The sequence below is a fragment of the Peribacillus sp. SIMBA_075 genome (assembly GCF_046534585.1).
Window position 1 is genome coordinate 1 of the sequence record NZ_JAWRYN010000052.1, and the last position, 17,317, is coordinate 17,317.

At 43.1% G+C, this 17,317-nt stretch carries 13 protein-coding genes and 1 other annotated feature; of the genes, 6 read left to right on the forward strand and 7 right to left on the reverse strand.

The window, feature by feature from the left end:
- Window positions 1-90: 90 nt before the first annotated feature.
- The 3 genes from SB775_RS23990 to SB775_RS24000 are packed head-to-tail and all read right to left on the reverse strand — an operon-like array spanning window position 91 to window position 2,589.
- Window positions 91-1,287: an acetoin utilization protein AcuC gene (locus tag SB775_RS23990; protein ID WP_410863650.1), complete on the reverse strand. Its 1,197-nt coding sequence runs from the start codon at window positions 1,285-1,287 to the stop codon at window positions 91-93.
- Window positions 1,280-1,930, reverse strand: a complete 651-nt coding sequence (locus tag SB775_RS23995; protein WP_410863651.1) for an acetoin utilization AcuB family protein — start codon at window positions 1,928-1,930, stop codon at window positions 1,280-1,282. Before SB775_RS23995 ends, SB775_RS23990 begins: the two co-directional genes overlap by 8 nt.
- A gap of 26 nt (window positions 1,931-1,956) precedes the next feature.
- Window positions 1,957-2,589: a GNAT family N-acetyltransferase gene (locus SB775_RS24000; protein WP_410863653.1), complete on the reverse strand. Its 633-nt coding sequence runs from the start codon at window positions 2,587-2,589 to the stop codon at window positions 1,957-1,959.
- Between the two features lie 312 nt (window positions 2,590-2,901).
- On the opposite strand from SB775_RS24000, the gene acsA reads away from it, so the two are divergent.
- Window positions 2,902-4,620, forward strand: a complete 1,719-nt coding sequence (acsA, locus tag SB775_RS24005; RefSeq protein ID WP_410863654.1) for an acetate--CoA ligase — start codon at window positions 2,902-2,904, stop codon at window positions 4,618-4,620.
- Between the two features lie 166 nt (window positions 4,621-4,786).
- Here the strand turns inward: acsA and SB775_RS24010 are convergent, their stop codons facing one another.
- On the reverse strand, window positions 4,787-7,786 hold the full coding sequence (locus tag SB775_RS24010) for a transglycosylase domain-containing protein (RefSeq protein ID WP_410863656.1): 3,000 nt from the start codon (window positions 7,784-7,786) through the stop codon (window positions 4,787-4,789).
- Between the two features lie 147 nt (window positions 7,787-7,933).
- Window positions 7,934-8,150 (forward strand) — a binding site (T-box leader).
- 68 nt (window positions 8,151-8,218) lie between these two features.
- Between SB775_RS24010 and tyrS the strand changes: the two genes are divergently transcribed.
- Window positions 8,219-9,475, forward strand: coding sequence for a tyrosine--tRNA ligase (gene tyrS / locus SB775_RS24015; protein WP_061464404.1), 1,257 nt, complete (start codon window positions 8,219-8,221; stop codon window positions 9,473-9,475).
- Between the two features lie 93 nt (window positions 9,476-9,568).
- Here the strand turns inward: tyrS and rpsD are convergent, their stop codons facing one another.
- Both rpsD and SB775_RS24025 read right to left on the reverse strand, forming a co-directional pair.
- Window positions 9,569-10,171: a 30S ribosomal protein S4 gene (rpsD, locus tag SB775_RS24020; protein ID WP_061464403.1), complete on the reverse strand. Its 603-nt coding sequence runs from the start codon at window positions 10,169-10,171 to the stop codon at window positions 9,569-9,571.
- Between the two features lie 566 nt (window positions 10,172-10,737).
- Window positions 10,738-11,217 carry a GAF domain-containing protein gene (locus SB775_RS24025; RefSeq protein ID WP_089363623.1) on the reverse strand — a complete coding sequence of 160 codons (480 nt, stop codon included), beginning with the start codon at window positions 11,215-11,217 and terminating at the stop codon, window positions 10,738-10,740.
- A 153-nt stretch (window positions 11,218-11,370) separates the two neighbouring features.
- Here SB775_RS24025 and refZ point away from each other — a divergent pair, with 153 nt between their 5' ends.
- Window positions 11,371-12,027, forward strand: a complete 657-nt coding sequence (gene refZ / locus SB775_RS24030) for a forespore capture DNA-binding protein RefZ (protein WP_410863659.1) — start codon at window positions 11,371-11,373, stop codon at window positions 12,025-12,027.
- 1 nt (window position 12,028) lies between these two features.
- On the opposite strand, the gene hisJ is transcribed toward refZ, so the two are convergent.
- Window positions 12,029-12,832: a histidinol-phosphatase HisJ gene (gene hisJ, locus SB775_RS24035; protein WP_410863660.1), complete on the reverse strand. Its 804-nt coding sequence runs from the start codon at window positions 12,830-12,832 to the stop codon at window positions 12,029-12,031.
- A gap of 168 nt (window positions 12,833-13,000) precedes the next feature.
- Here hisJ and ezrA point away from each other — a divergent pair, with 168 nt between their 5' ends.
- From ezrA to thiI, 3 genes are all read left to right on the forward strand, one after another.
- Window positions 13,001-14,695, forward strand: a complete 1,695-nt coding sequence (gene ezrA, locus SB775_RS24040) for a septation ring formation regulator EzrA (RefSeq protein ID WP_410863661.1) — start codon at window positions 13,001-13,003, stop codon at window positions 14,693-14,695.
- Between the two features lie 260 nt (window positions 14,696-14,955).
- A complete protein-coding gene (locus SB775_RS24045) occupies window positions 14,956-16,104 on the forward strand; it encodes a cysteine desulfurase family protein (RefSeq protein ID WP_410863662.1) in 1,149 nt (382 codons plus the stop codon).
- On the forward strand, window positions 16,101-17,312 hold the full coding sequence (gene thiI / locus SB775_RS24050; RefSeq protein ID WP_061464397.1) for a tRNA uracil 4-sulfurtransferase ThiI: 1,212 nt from the start codon (window positions 16,101-16,103) through the stop codon (window positions 17,310-17,312). The genes SB775_RS24045 and thiI overlap by 4 nt, the downstream gene beginning before the upstream one ends.
- Window positions 17,313-17,317 lie beyond the last annotated feature (5 nt).

Below are 17,317 nucleotides of genomic sequence, written 5' to 3' on the forward strand. Positions count from 1 at the left end.
AGTCTCGCACTTCCGCTCCAATCAACCTTAAATAGTTTCGTTTTAAAAACAACAATCTTTACGAAAAGAGCCTAAAAAAAAGATCGTTTTTCAACGATCTTTTGGTTTACTGTTGTCCTTGCTTGCCGATGTTTGTTTGGAAGACCGAATGGGATATAGAACCTTTTCAAGTGTCAGGGCATTTTTCTCGGTAATTTCAGGCTTCCTCGGAATGGGTTCGTATATATCCTCCATATCATCCCATTCTTTCGGTAGCGAAACTGGGGACTCAGGCTGCCAGCAATCAAGCCATTCTTTTGATAAGGGACCTGATATATCATTATCCGTCATTTCAAGCCAGACCCTCGACCAAGCCCTCGGGACGACGCGCCATATATCATATCCCCCGCCCCCTACTGCAATCCACCGTCCTTCGCAATACTTATGAGCCATTTCGTGGGCTAACTTTGGTATTTCTCTATAAATCTTCATGGTGGCCGATAAATGGGTGAGCGGATCGTAATAATGGGAATCCGCTCCGTTTTGCGTTAAAATGACATCCGGTTTGAAGAATTCAATGACCTCTTTAAAGGAAACTGTATAGCATTCGAGCCAGGAGCCATCTTCCGTGAATGCATCAACCGGGATGTTGAATGAATAGCCGTAACCTGTTCCTTGACCCCGTTCGTTAATATTGCCTGTGCCGGGAAATAAGTAGCGTCCCGTTTCATGAATGGATAGGGTGCATACATCCGGATCATCATAAAATGACCATTGGACTCCGTCGCCATGATGTGCATCAGTATCGACATATAAGACACGTGCCCCATATTTTTTTTGCAGGTATTTAATCGCGACCGAACTATCGTTATAAATGCAGAAGCCCGAGGCTTTCCCTCGGAAACCGTGATGCAGGCCCCCTCCAAGATTAAGTGCATGCAGGGACTGACCGGTCATGACGGCATCAACCGCAGTTAATGTACCGCCTACAAGCAAGGCGCTTGCTTCATGCATCCTGGGGAAGATTGGGGTATCTTCTGTTCCAAGCCCGTAATTCATGGCCTTTTCGGGGGGGAGCTTACCCTGCCCTGCTAATCTGACAGCGTTTACATAATGCTGATCATGGATCAATTCCAATTCTTCATCTGTAGCCATTCTTGGCTTGATAATTTGATCATCACTGATGGCATGGTGTTTTTTTAACAAATCCAGCGTGAGTTTAAGCCGTTTTTGATTGAATGGATGTTCATCGTTGAATTTATAGGTAAGGAGTTCATCCGAATAGACAAAAAGGGATGTATCATTCATGGGAAATCCCCGGTAGACTAGGCCATAAAACGGTATAGCCTTCTTTCTTCAAATCCTCCACCACCATAAATGGATTCATCGTCTGCACTCGAATTACAAGAATCTTATAATCGGTCCCATCTTTTTCAGGATAAACAAGAGTGCTCAGGATATTGGAATTGCGCCTTTTGAAAATGCGGGCAATATCATGAAGGGTACCTGCCTTATCAGGGATTTTGATTTCGATTTGGGAACCGGGCTGGTTGACTCCGGTCAACTCAACGTATGAATGAAGCAAATCAGAACCGGTTATGATGCCTACTAACTTCCTTTCTTTTACGATTGGAAGGCAGCTGATATTGTTATCGCAAAAAACAGCCCCAATTTCTTCGACGAAATCTAGCGGGTGCCCTGTGATTATATCCGTTCTCATGATGGTTGATAATGCTTTTTGTAAATCATTTTCGTTTTCTGCGGTGCGGAATATAGAAGGGGCAGCATCCCGTATATCACGGTCGCTGACTAATCCGACAAGTTGGAAGCTGTCATCGACAATGGGTATATGGCGAATTCGTTTCTCCTTAATGATTAAGGCAGCGCTATGGATTGTATCCGTTGGAGTGAGAGTGATAATATCCTCATTCATTATTTTTTCAACAATCATATTCCTTCCTCCTCTTATACGCCTCTTTAATACATGAACCGATTCATAAAACGCAATTGGTCGAATTTCTGGATGGATTCCGGCGGCACTCTTTTGCCAATGCGGGCCATCAGGCAGTTGGCCGGGTGGGAACTGATTTCAGGATCATCCGTTGCAAAGTAGACCAAGTCACCGACACTCATCATTTTTTCCATGACCTTGCGATAGTCCCAAATATTCAGCCCTGTCCCTTTCAAGTCCCAATGCCAATAGTATTCAGTGGTGATGATGATGAAGTCTTCGACCGAATCGTCTTCCATGGAAAGGCTGATTAAGTTCTTCCCGACGGAGGCACCCCGGTATTTAGGGATGACCTCGATTGCACCAAGCTCTATCAGGTCCTCCATCTTGATTTCCGACCAGCGTTCCAAGGGATCGGGATATAAATAAGTTACATAACCAACGATGGTTTCCTTTTCACGGGCGATAAAGATCCTGCCTTCAGGCAAGTCAGCAATCTCTATTAAAGCTTTATGCTGCAAAGCAGGCGGGCGGAAGGCGACCAAGTCTTCGTGAAACTCATAAGCGGACATTTTTTCCCCGTTTAACGGCCCCTCGATGATGAGCGTCCCGCTTAATGTCTGCAGTTCCTTAGTATAAAAGGTCTTATTATATTCCATTCTTTCACCACCCTTGTAAAATAGTAATTCTATAACTCTCGCATTCAAGCATATGGAGCATTGCTTTTAAAACTGGCCGAATGGAAAGCTTACATAAATTATACATAAAAAAAGTGGCATAATGCAGAAAGTTCAAGGCTTATATGAATCTTTTGTTACAGTGCTTCCCATATATCCGCTATCGATATGAACTCATAATAACTATAAGTGATTTTCCCTAATATGGAAGAGTTGAATATTTTAAAAATTGAGATAATTGTGTTTTTGTACTATAATGAAAATATAGAGCCGAATAGAGGGGGAGTTTGCCATATGAATGTGAAAGCGTTGCCAGTAGTGGAAGGTAATTTTAATTTAAAGAATTACGATGAAAAATACAAGAAATTTGACTGGTCCGAGACGGAAAAGGAATTTTCCTGGTCTGAAACAGGTAAAGTGAATCTTGCATATGAAGCCATTGACCGCCATGTCGAAACATATAAAAAGAACAAAGTAGCCCTTTATTACAAAGACGATAAAAGAAATGAAAAGTATACTTTCAAGGAAATGAAAGATTATACGAACCAAGCGGCCAATGTGTTCAAGAACATTGCCAATGTGGAAAAAGGCGATCGCGTTTTCATCTTCATGCCACGCTCCCCGGAGCTTTATTTTGCATTGTTGGGTGCGATTAAAACGGGGGCGGTCGTAGGGCCGTTGTTCGAAGCCTTCATGGAAGGCGCGGTAAGGGATCGCCTTGAAGATAGTGAGGCAAGCGTGATAGTGACGACCCCTGAGCTTTTGCCGCGCGTCCCAGTAGATGAATTACCCCATTTAAAACATATTTTCCTAGTGGGGGAAAATATAAAAGAAGAAGGAAAGTATCATCACTTCAATAAAAAGTTAAAAGAAGCGGACAAAAAATTCGAAATCGAATGGGTAGATCGGAATGACGGCCTGATTCTTCACTATACCTCAGGTTCCACAGGGAAGCCAAAAGGGGTGCTTCACGTTCATAATGCGATGATCCAGCATTATCAAACGGCAAGGTGGGTCCTTGATTTGCAGGAAGAGGACGTGTATTGGTGCACAGCGGATCCTGGATGGGTGACAGGGACGTCTTACGGTATCTTTGGACCGTGGCTGACAGGAACCTCCAATGTCATTGTAGGTGGGCGATTCAAGCCTGAATCCTGGTATAAAACCTTGGAAGACTTTGGTGTCACGGTATGGTATAGTGCTCCGACAGCCTTTAGGATGCTGATGGGTGCAGGTGATGAAATCGTTAAACGGTTCGATTTGGGTTCTCTCCGCCATGTTTTAAGTGTCGGCGAACCGTTGAATCCGGAAGTGGTGCGCTGGGGAATGAAGGTATTCAATCACCGTATCCATGATACATGGTGGATGACGGAGACCGGGGCTCAGGTCATATGCAATTATCCTTGCATGGAAATCAAACCGGGTTCGATGGGTAAACCGATTCCTGGTGTAAAAGCGGCAATAGTGGATGATCAAGGCATCGAGCTTCCACCGCACAGAATGGGGAACCTGGCCATCAAGAAAGGATGGCCTTCGATGATGAAGACTGTCTGGAATAATGAATCAAAATATGAATCTTACTTTATGCCAGGTGATTGGTATGTTTCCGGTGATTCCGCTTATATGGATGAAGATGGTTATTTCTGGTTCCAAGGCCGGGTTGATGATGTCATCATGACGGCAGGGGAAAGAGTCGGACCTTTCGAAGTGGAAAGCAAGTTGGTCGAGCACCCAGCCGTAGCTGAAGCGGGGGTCATCGGTAAGCCCGATCCAGTTCGGGGGGAAATTATCAAAGCATTTATAGCCCTCCGTGACGGATACGATGCAAACGATGAGCTGATTGAAGAAATTCGCCAATTCGTAAAGAATGGTCTCGCAGCACATGCTGCGCCTCGTGAAATTGAATTCAGGGATAAACTTCCTAAAACAAGAAGCGGGAAAATCATGCGCCGTGTCTTGAAAGCTTGGGAACTGGATCTGCCAACTGGTGATTTATCATCGATGGAGGATTGAAACGCTGGGCATCCTGATTTAAGATGAAAATTAAAAGGCATCCATGGTCAATTGCATGGATGCCTTTTTTTTGAGTTCGGGAACATTAGTCGAATCAGTGTGGGAGATTATAATGAAACAGGCTGTCGGGAAATCCCCGACAGCCTGTTTCACTTCAAAAAGAGTGTCATTCTTCCTCTTCTTCAGCTTTATCTGTGTCTTTATCTTTATCATTGACTGTATCTTTATCTTTGTCGGTCTCTGTATCTTCTTTGTCTATATTCCCTTTGTCTTGATCTTTGTCTTGATTTTGCTCTTTATCTATAACTTTATCTATAACTTTATCTTTATCTTTATTTGTGTCTTTTTCTTTTTCTTTATCTGGTTTACCGTTCTCTTCTTTTGAGTCTGGTTTTTTAACTTCTTGAGTTATTTTATCATTTCCGCGATCATCTTTATTTTTAGTCGAATCTTCTTTTGAACCTGTCTTTTTAGCGCCGCTTTCAACACGCTGAGAAGGGGCTGATTCTTTACCGACTATGTCTACGGCCGTTACATAATAGGAACCGCCTGAGCCGACTTTGTAAACAAGACTCTCACCAGCATTGATGCTCGCCACTTTTTTGCCGTCTTTATAGACACGATAACCGACGACATCTCCTTCATGATGCAGGCCCCATGTAATCTTATCGTTACTGATCGTTATGGATAGGGGATCGGGTACTTTGCCATTATCATTCAATTTCGCTTTCGCCCCGACGACATTTCCTGATTTTTCGCCTCCGGGAATAACGGATCCCGGGTCAATCACATATTGCAATCCGATATCTGCGAACGAATCTGGATTGAGCATGAACCCGCCGCTCGTGAATTCGCCAGGCGTTTGCGGAAGGGCTGCGTAGCGTTTGCTGCCGACTGATACATATTGTCCATCTATGAAACTATCATCCGCCTTGGATGGAGCATATTTAGCGATGAATAAATCTGATTTTACAAGCCCTGCCTTTTGGCATGCACTTGAAGGCAGCAGTCCTGAAACGCCACAGAAGGAACGGCTGACAATTCCGCCAGGCATTTCAAACCGCTTATCGGGGTCGACGAGTTTCGGGTCGGCTTTATATGCGGCATTGATCAGATCTGCCCAATAATATATATTCCGTTTATTATATTCAAGACCATTGTAGGTCCCTTGCAAGGATTTCGGTGTATCATAACCCAGCCATGTACCGAATGATACATTCGGGTTGGTTGCGACGAACCATGCGTCCCAGTAGTTTTGGGAAGTTCCGGTCTTACCTGCCCAATCGCTTGAGAAAGCAAGTCGGTTCCTGACCGAAGCGGCCGTCCCGCTGTTTACGACATCGCGCATCATATCAAGCGTCAGGTAAGCGGCTTGTGGTGAGAAAACATCCACTGGTTTCACTTTATGCTGATAGATGACCTTGCCATCTTTCGAAACGATTTTATCGATCATATAAGCATCGATGAATTCCCCTGAATTGGCAAATGTGCCAAACGCATTGACGTTTTCTTCAACGGTTACACCTCTGTCCATGGCACCTAATGACATGGCAAGATTGGAGTAATCCCCTTTCGTCACGGTGGAGAATCCCATTTTCTCCAAATAGGAAGCGGGGCTCAGGTTGATTATTTTCTTGTAAAAGAGCGCTGCCGGAATATTATAGGAATTCTTTAGGGCCTCGCGGGCAGTCGATACTCCCGTATAGCTGCCGCCGCCATAGTTTCCTGGACTCCACGCTTTGCTGCCTGCCGGAATGGAAATGGGCACGTTGGCCGATACACTGCCAGGTGAGATTTTGCCCAGATCGATGCCTGGACCATATATGAGCAAAGGCTTCATCGTTGATCCGTTTGATCGAAGTGATGCGGTTGCATGGTTCGTCTGTTCCCGCTTGAAATCACGGCCACCTACGAAACTGATGATTTTTCCTGTTTTATTTTCGATTAGAATAGCTCCGGCTTCAACGGGCTCGCCCGCTTTATCGTATCCGAAATTCGGATAGTTTTTCGTAACTTCCTGCATTTTATCATATATCTTTTTATTGACCGTCGTATAGATCTGATAGCCGTTTTGACGCAGCTTGCGATCGGCAAGTGCTACATATTGTTTTTTTAAATCTTTATCCTTTAAATCTTTCTCTTCATATCCATCTTCTTTTGCCAGACTGACAGAAAGGATTTCGATGGAGCGTTTTTCAATTTCCTGGGTGAGCCAAGGATATTTCTCCGATGGCAACGCCTTTTTACCGATAAAGTCTTTTGTTATGTCGTATGCGCTTGCTTTATCATACTCTTCTTTTGTTATGTATCCATTACTATACATCCGTTTTAAAACGGTTTTCATCCGGTTGATGCCGGGTTCTTGATTTTCTTTCAGTTTTCCTTGCTGGGTATACGGTGTATAACCGAAAGGACTTTGCGGCAATCCAGCAATAAAGGCAGATTGGGGCAGTGTCAGATCTTTGGCCTCCACGCCGAAAATACCTTCAGCGGCGGACTCGACTCCAGCGATGTTCCGACCGGAAGAATTTCGCCCCAGAGTGGAGACATTTAAGTATGTTTCCAAAATCTCTTCTTTTTCAAAGAATTTTTCGACCCGGAGTGCAAGCAGGATTTCTTTTGCTTTCCGATCAAATGATACTTCGTTGGTCAGGATTTGGTTTTTAATGAGCTGCTGTGTTAAAGTGCTTCCTCCCGATTGGACGGATGCATTCGTAAACTCCTGGTAAATGGCACGCAGGATAGCTTTCGGGACAACCCCGTCATGTTCATAAAAATACTCATCTTCTGTAGCGATGACTGCATTTTTAAGATACTCCGATACTTTATCGAGGGACACTTCTTCACGCTCAAGGTCACTCTTAAGCTTGCCTAAGTATACGTCATCAGCAAAGTATACCTCAGAGGTCTCTTCGTAATTGTAGATGTCTTTTTTTAAATCTTCCTTTGAGCGTACCGGCTCATCTTTGACGAGGGCAGCAAAATAGCCAGCTCCAACGCCGCCGGCGAATGAGAATCCTAGAACCCCAACAATAATGAGGATCAACGTTAGGTTCCAAATGACTTGGTATGTAACCCTTGCATTTTTTTGTGTTTTTTCATTTTCAAAAAAACGGGTTATCTGTTTCCATGCTGTTTGAAATCTATCTTTTTGATTATTATTCATCGTATCATACCCCCTGAAATCACATATATTATAGCATATAACACGGAAAGGGAAGGCGAACTTTCATATTTTTCTAGAATCTGTAAGGGTGATGTTGACAATGAATCTTATGTATGATAAAAATTTATTAATAATAAAATTTATTAAAAAAGCGCGATGATAGGACCCAGTAGTCAAACTATCCCTGTTTTAGAGAGCCGGTGGTCAGTGGAAATCGGTACACATGGTGAGATGAATTACTTCCTGGAGCATTTACTGTGAAATGATTAGTAGCAGGAAACGGTTGACGACCGTTATTCGTCTCGAGCGGAGGGCGCATTATGTCCTCAAGTTGGGTGGTACCGCGAATTTATTCGTCCCTTCATATTATATGAAGGGGCGTTTTTGTATGCTTTTTGCGGGATTTTTTCGGATTGAAGGAGGAATTATAAAATGGAATTGCTAAAGGAACTCGAGTGGAGAGGGATTATTTATCAACAAACGGATGAAGAGGGTTTTAAGGACCTTTTAGAAAAAGAGAAAATTTCTTTATACTGTGGTGTAGATCCAACCGCGGATAGTATGCACATCGGACATCTACTGCCATTCTTGACAATGCGCCGTTTCCAGCAGCACGGTCATCGTCCCCTTGTGCTTGTAGGAGGAGCGACTGGACTTATCGGTGATCCAAGCGGTAAAAAAGAGGAACGCCAGCTGCAAACGCTGGAAAAAGTGCTCTATAATGCCGACTGCCTAAAAGGACAGCTATCCCACATCTTTGAATTCGACGGTGAAAATGGTGCTGTCATGGTCAATAACTATGACTGGATAGGTAAAATCGACATGGTTACGTTCTTGCGTGATTACGGGAAATACATCGGCATTAACTACATGTTGGCAAAAGACACGGTTGCTTCCCGTTTGGAAACAGGGATTTCTTTTACGGAATTCGCGTATACAATTTTACAAGGGATCGACTTTAGCCATTTATACGATAATCATGACTGTAAGTTGCAAATTGGCGGAAGTGATCAGTGGGGCAATATTACGACCGGTCTTGAAATGATTCGTAAATCGCATGACGAGGAAGCAAAAGCGTTCGGCATGACGATTCCGCTTGTGACGAAAGCGGACGGAACGAAATTTGGTAAAACGGAAGGCGGGGCGATTTGGCTTGACCCGGAAAAGACGACTCCGTATGAATTTTACCAATTCTGGATCAATACAGCGGATGCTGATGTCGTGAAATACTTGAAATTCTTCACATTCCTATCACGTGAAGTAATTGAAGAGTTAGAGCAGTCCGTACAGTCCGAACCGCATTTGCGTAAAGCGCAAAAAGCCTTAGGGGAAGAAATGACCCGTTTGATTCATGGTCAGGAAGCTCTTGATCAAGCAATCAAAATCTCTGCCGCCCTATTCAGCGGTGAGGTGAAGAATTTGAGTGCAGCGGAAATCAAATTGGGCTTTAAAGATGTCCCTAGCTTCGAACGTGAAAGCAAGGAAGATATCGGCTTGGTCGATTTAATCGTTGAAGCGAAAATTTCGCCTTCAAAGCGTCAAGCCCGTGAAGATATTCAGAATGGGGCAATCTCCATAAATGGGGAGAAAGTGACTGATCTGCAATATGTAGTGACGGAAGCTGCCAAGATTGAAGGGGAGTTCATCCTCGTTCGACGCGGTAAGAAGAAATATACATTAGTGAAATGATTGTTCAAGGCCCGGCTGAATTACAGCCGGGCTTTATTTTGAAGTGTTTAGTGCCAAAAAAACCCCCATCCAAGGATGGGGGTTTTGAAGTTATTAACGAGAGTAGAACTCAACGATAAGAGCTTCGTTAATTTCAGCAGGCAATTCAGAACGTTCTGGTAAACGAGTGAAAGTACCTTCTAATTTCTCAGCATCGAAAGTAAGGAAATCAGGTACGAAGTTAGTTGCTTCAACTGATTCTTTGATGATTGAGAAGTTGCGTGATTTTTCACGAACTGAGATTGTTTGTCCAAGAGTCACTTTGTAAGATGGAATGTCTACGCGGCTTCCGTCTACAGTGATGTGACCGTGGTTAACAAGTTGACGTGCTTGACGACGTGTACGAGCTAAACCAAGACGGTAAACTAGGTTGTCAAGACGTGATTCAAGAAGAACCATGAAGTTTTCACCATGTACACCTTTAAGTTTGCCAGCGCGGTCGAACATTGAACGGAATTGACGTTCAGTGATTCCGTACATGTGACGAAGTTTTTGTTTCTCTTGCAGTTGCATTCCGTATTCAGAAATTTTTCTGCGTTGGTTAGGACCATGTTGTCCTGGAGCATAAGGGCGTTTTTCTAATTCTTTACCAGTACCTGTTAGGGAAATTCCTAAACGACGGGATAGTTTCCAGCTTGGGCCAGTATAACGAGCCATAGGATGACTCCTCCTTTAAATGTTTTTATTTTGGTAAAATAAAAACCGTGTGAATGTACGATCATGACCATTTTGTTTTCATGTACCTTCGCCCTAGCAGCAGAGAGTTACGAGATACACCTCTGTATTGAGGAACAAAATGAGAACATAAAGGCTGTCACATAGGCTGCAATATTTTACACAAGGAGTATTGTATAATATTCTGCTCAATGAGTCAAGGATAGTTGCGATTAAATAAGGGGAGAGAATCGCAGCGGGAAGATACAATACATTTAAATAACACTATTTTTGTATGCTTCATGGTTGGTTTCCCGGCATTCCTTGGGAGCCCTTATAGGTATCGTTCCCACCTAGTTCTTTTGCATCGTTTTTTGCGAATCGTATAAATAACTAAAAATGGGCAGTTATCGGTGTTTCCCATTGGGCAGAAGGTCAATCGAATAGTGTGATAGAGGTTAAGGGCCAGGCGTTTTATATTGGGAGGAATTAAGGGAAGGACCGGATGCAAGTACATGGGATCCTGTAATGGAGAGGGGAGCAGGCAATAATTGCCGCTCCCTTTAACTTTATAATTGCTTGGAAAGGATTTCTGCGAACTTCTCCAGTCCCTGCTGATCGATTTCGTCAAATCGGTCCGTGACCGGGCTGTCGATATCGAGGACCCCGAACAATTTGCCATCCTTCATGAGCGGTATGACAATTTCAGATCGCGATGCTGCGTCGCAGGCGATATGTCCAGGGAATTGATGGACATCCTCGATGCGCAGGGTTTTTTCAGTTGCCGCCGATGTCCCGCATACGCCTTTACCCATTGGGATGCGAACACAGGCTGGAAGTCCCTGGAAGGGTCCCAGTATTAATTGGCCTTCTTCGTATAAATAAAAGCCGACCCAGTTAATCTCATCAAGAAACTGATTGAGCAGAGCTGCCGCATTGCTTAAATTGGCTATCCAGTTCGTTTCATCCTCGATTAAGGCAAAAAGTTGTTTCTGGACAAGTTCATAGTTTTTTTCTTTTTTTCCTTGATACATTTCGACATTAAACAAAAGCGTTCACCTGTCTTCCGCATATTATTACAGCACTTTCTAATATGTTGCTTTATTGTTGGGAAATTGTCGAGAACTTACTAAAGGATTCAGGCTCTTCCGTGCAGAAATAGTCCATAAGACTTGTCTCAAAGAAAGCGAGGGATTGCCTAAATGAATCGCCAGACGCCAACGAAACAAGCCATTGTGGAAGCTGCACTGCATTTATTTCATTTAAAAGGCTATCATGCCACATCCATACGGGATATTGCGAACAAAGCGAAAGTGAACGCTGCAAATATTGCCTACTATTTTAAGAATAAGCAGGGATTGCTGGAATTCTGTTTCACTTCCTATTTAGAAGAGTATATCCTGGTCCTTGATAAGAACATGACACTGCTGGACCTTAAATGCCCCCAGCATTGCTTGATGAATCTAGTAATGGATATTCTCGATTTCCAGAGGGAAAACTTCCTGGCTGCACGGTTCATATATGGGGAATCTTCACTAGATTCCAATTTAAACCGGGAAATTCATTCGACTTATTTTACAAAGGAAAAGTCTTATTTTCAATATGTTTTGGAACAAGGGATTAAGAGCAGGAGTTTCCAGCAGGTCTCCATTCCCATGTATATGCTCCAGTTGAAGGGCCTGCTAACGGCTCCTGTCCTTCATACCCATTATGCGATGGATGTGCTTCATGTGTTCCCGCAGGAAGCCTATTACACGAATATTTATGCCAATGAAGTCGGACGTTTTCTGCAAGATACCCTTTTCATTGCCGAAGACCTACAGCCACTGTTAGCGGGCCGGCCTGAAGTGTATACATGAGTTACCCATTAAACTCTGCAATCAGCGCCTGATGGCCCTGACCCAAATCTTTAGCCTGATGGGCATCTGAACCATAAATAAGCGGAATGCCGAGATCGAAAGCACGCTTTGCAAACCTTTCTGGAGGATAAGGCTCACCGCATAGCGGCTTTACAAGGCCGGCTCCATTATAATCAAGTTCATACTTTTGTTCCTTGATCAAATCCAGCACCTTGTAAACGCGCTCGTCAAAACTTAATGCTGGCGGATATCGATGCTGGAATTTATGGACAAGCGTAATATGCCCGATCCGCTTAGGTTTATAAATGCCTAAATCAGCTTTTATCGATTTTTCCAGAGTATCGTAATATTTGGCATACACCGATTCGACTGAACCTAGTTCATTGGCAATCTGACCAAACCCATTTTCACTGAAATCGATGCAATGCCAATTGCTTTGATGCTTGATGAAGTGGACGGAAAGTATACTGTCATCAAGGAATTCTCCGATTTCGTCGAGGAATTCTTTTGTTTCTTTTTCATGACCCTCTATGAAGTCAACCTCTAGACCTCTTTTGATCAGGATTTTGTCTTTATAGCGTTCTTTCAGTACGCGGAGCTCCTGAAAATAATCCAGGAGCAGGGCAGCGTCCATGCCGCTGTCTTTTTCAGGCGTAGGATCTTGAAAATCTTGTGGCAATGGAGCATGTTCCGTAAATGTGATTTCCTTTAATCCTAGCTCGATTCCCCGCGTAATATATTCATCGAATTTATCCGTAGAGCCGTGAGGGCAAAACGGAGTATGTACATGACCGTCAGCTTTCATAGTCCTTCCCTCCCAAAAAACAGGTATTTGTAGCAATTTTCTACAAAAAAATCATTTTTCTCATCAAAAATTATTGCTAACATGGTATCATAAAAGCATTAAATTTAACATTTTTAAAATTGATATATAAACGAGCAAGACTGTAGGGATTAGAACAGGGGGCTTACCATGGAGTACATACTTGGGGTAATTGTATTAATTTTGATTTTCATCATTTGGGGTTATTTTTTCAAAAAGAGATATTTTAAAGAGATCGATCGACTGGAATCCTGGAAAACAAGCATCATGCACCGCCCCGTGCTAGAAGAACTTTCTAAGGTCAAACAATTGAACATGACAGGTGAAACAGAGGAAATGTTCGAAAACTGGCGCATTGAATGGGACGCTATCATTACGGACCATATGCCCGAAGTCGAAGAGCTTTTATTCGATGCAGAGGAGTCCATCGATAAATACCGTTTCAGCCGGTCAAAAGAGGTACAGCGCAAAATTACAGTCAAGCTGAATGAAATCGAGGAAATGATCAAAAAGATCCTATACGAATTGAATGAACTCGTAGGCAGTGAGGAAAAGAACCGATTGGAAATGGAGGATATTAAAGAATCCTACCGTCAATTGAAGAAATCTTTGCTTGCACACAGGCATAATTACGGGAAAGCGGCTGATAAGCTGGAAAATTCCTTGGATGAAGTATTGCAGATCCTTCAGAGGTATGAAGAAGAGACTGTTAACGGGAATTATTTGAATGCGAGGGAGCTCGTTCTTTCCATTAAGGAGAAATTGGCGATTTTGGCCGTTAAAATGGAGTTGCTCCCAAAATTATTGGTTGATAGTCAATCCGAGCTGCGCTCCCAGCTTCATGAATTGAAGGATGGCTATGAGGAGATGTCGGGACAGGGTTATCTGTTGAGTCATATCCAATTCGAGCAGGAAATATCAAGGCTTGAGGAAGAACTGAATCTTTATAAAGCACAATTGGAAAATGCCGAAACGGAAGCTGTGGATAAAGGCATTAAAGATATGCGCGAAAGCATTGAGGTGCTTTATGACCTTTTGGAGAAAGAAGTGCTTTCAAAACAGTATGTCTTGAAAAATGATGAAGTCCTCAGGAAAACGATAAGTGACCTTGAATATGAGAACGATAAACTTAAAGTTGAAACCATACATGTTCAACACACGTATCATCTAACGGAAAATGAGCTGGATGCACAACGGAAGATGGAAAAGCAGATTGCCCAGATTTCGAAACGCCATCAATTGCTCGTCTTGAAGATGGAGGATAATGTGATGGCAAGCTCGCTTATCAGCGAAGAGATGCAGGGGCTGGCAGTACAGCTGAAAGAATTACAGGAAAATCAAAAAGAATTCACCATTAAATTACAGGCTTTACGAAAAGATGAAATGGATGCCAGGGATTCACTGGCCGAATTGAAACGCAAAATGGTCGATACTGGCCGTTTAATTGCAAAAAGCAATATTCCAGGTCTTCCTGAAGAGTATAAAGCGGTGCTTCAGGATGCCAAAGAAAGCATGGATGACGTTCAGGGTAAACTTGAAGAAAAGCCGCTTGACATGGCCGCTGTTTATATTTATTTGGAAAAAGCTGTCCAACAGGTGAGTGCGGTCCACGAAAAAGCTGATGAATTGATTGAACATATGTATTTGGCCGAAAAAGTGATTCAATTCGGAAACCGTTATCGCAGCAGTCACGATACAGTTGCCGATAGTCTCAGGGAAGCGGAAGCCAAATTCCGAAGCTATGAATATCAAGCTGCATTGGAAACGGCAGCCACGGCCATTGAAAAGGTCGACCCAGGCAGTTTGCGAAAAATTGGAGCGAACATAGAAGAAGTTCTTTCTTGAAAACCCGCCATGGCGGGTTTTTTCTTTTATCGGATCCTGAATTAGTTTTCTGCCAAAATTGAAAAATGGGATCGATAGGGTTGGAAGTGAAATCATTCTGCGGGAATTCAAAGAAAGCATGTCTCCTTTCGTACATGGACCAGTGTTTTACATTCTCTTTCAAATCCAATTATGTTAATATTAGAAGTCGCAACAGCTACACTTGAAACGGCATTTAGAAGAGTGACCAACATAGATACAAAAACATGGAAGGTGAACCCATGATTTATTTTGACAATAGTGCAACAACAAAACCATATCCTGAAGTAATCGAATCATTCATGAAGGTTTCTTCGGACTATTTTGGAAACCCCTCTTCGCTGCATGGACTTGGGGTGCAATCCGAAAAATTACTTTCTGCTGCAAGAAAGCAAATCGCTGATTTATTAAAGGTGAAGAGCTCGGAAATATATTTCACTTCCGGGGGGACGGAAGGGAATAATCTTGCCATTAAAGGAGCCGCCCTCTCTCAGAGAAATCGGGGAAAACACATAATCACGACGGCAATCGAACATCCTTCTGTAGAAGACGCATGCCAAGCATTGACGAAAATGGGCTATGAGATCACATATCTTCCCGTTAACGAATTTGGGCAAATTGATATAAACGATCTTAAGCATGCATTAAGGGAAGATACCATTTTAGTATCCGTCATGCATGTTAATAATGAAGTTGGCTCTATCCAGCCGATTGCTGAAATGGGAAAATTGTTAAAGCAATACCCACACGTTCTCTTTCATGTCGATAATGTGCAGGGGGCAGGCAAAGTTTCTTTATCAATACGTGATGCCAATGTGGATTTATGTACAATTTCCGGACACAAGGTGCACGGCTTGAAGGGGACGGGCATCCTTTATGTTCGTGAAGGCGTTCGGGTCGATCCGCTTTTCCACGGTGGCAATCAAGAAACGAAAATCAGGAGCGGCACCGAAAATGTTGCGGGAATCGTCGCCCTTTCGAAGGCTTTTCGTATTAGTATGAGCAATCAATTGCTGTGTCATGATAAGCTGCAGCAAATCAAAAAATATTTATATAAAGGTTTGAAGGAACTGGACGGGGTGTTGATTAACAGTCCTGAAAAAGGTGCACCCCATATTGTGAATTTTTCCGTACCGGGACTCAAATCAGAGGTATTGCTGCATGCGCTTGAATCGGAAGGGATATATGTTTCGACGACTAGTGCCTGTTCTTCGAAAAAAAGGACGGTAAGCAAAACGGTGGATGCGATGTTCCATAACCAAGCCCGTTCCGAAAGTGTGATCCGAATCAGTACTACCTATGGCAATGAGATGGAAGAAGCGAAGCAAGTTCTGGCGGCGATACAGAAAATAGTCGCTAATTTAGAAAAAATAATGAGGGTTGCAAAATGAAATTTGATCATATAATTATCCGTTATGGAGAAATCTCCACGAAAAAAAGAAACCGTAAAGGCTTTGTAGACAAAATGAAGGCGCATATCCGCTGGAGTTTAAAGGATATTGAAGGAGTAGTGCTAACAGCCAACAGGGAGCGGATGTACGTTCTCCTGAACGGTGTGGACCATAAGCCTGTCATTGACCGATTGAAAGGCATTTTTGGGATCCAGTCTTTAAGTCCTGCGATAAAAATTGAACGCGACTTAGAAGTGATGAAAACGGCAGCGTTGTATTACCTTAATCATACTCTTGAGGAGGTAAATACATTCAAAATCACGACAAAACGCGCAGATAAGGATTTCCCATATAATACCGATGAAATTAACAGGGCACTCGGCGGGCATTTGCTTCGGAATACAGAAAATTTAAAAGTGGATGTAAAGAACCCTGATTTGAACCTGCTGGTAGAAGTGAGACGCGAAGCCGTTTATTTGACGGGTGAAATCATCCAGGGGGCAGGCGGTCTTCCATTCGGTTCAAGCGGAAAGGCAATGCTGATGCTTTCAGGCGGGATTGATAGCCCTGTTGCAGGATTCCTTTCGATGAAACGCGGATTGGACGTAGAAGCGATTCATTTTTACAGCCCGCCTTTCACAAGTGAGCGTTCACGTCAAAAGGTCATTGATCTGGCAGGCAAGCTTGCTGAAATAAGTGGAAGCATGAAAGTGCATATCGTTCCATTTACTGAAATTCAATTATTGATTCAAAAACAGATCCCGGAAAACTACTCAATGACAACAACTCGACGTTTAATGATGCGGGTCGCCGATCAAATCCGTGAAAAGGAAGAAGCCATGGCACTGATCACCGGTGAAAGCCTTGGACAGGTTGCAAGCCAGACGATGAGCAGCATGTTTGCCATCAATGAGGTGACGAATACACCGATCCTGCGTCCGCTGATTACGATGGATAAAACGGAAATCATCAAAATCGCAAGAGAGCTTGATACTTTTGAAATATCCAATCTGCCTTACGAAGATTGTTGTACGGTCTTTACGCCGGCAAGCCCAAAAACGAAACCGAAACGTGAAAAAGTCAATTACTATGAGAGCTTCGTTGACTTTGAATCATTGATTGAAAAAGCGGTCTCCGAAACAGAAATATTGACGGTTAAACCGGGTCAGACATTCGATAGGGAAGAAGCGATGGAAGACTTGTTTTAATATCC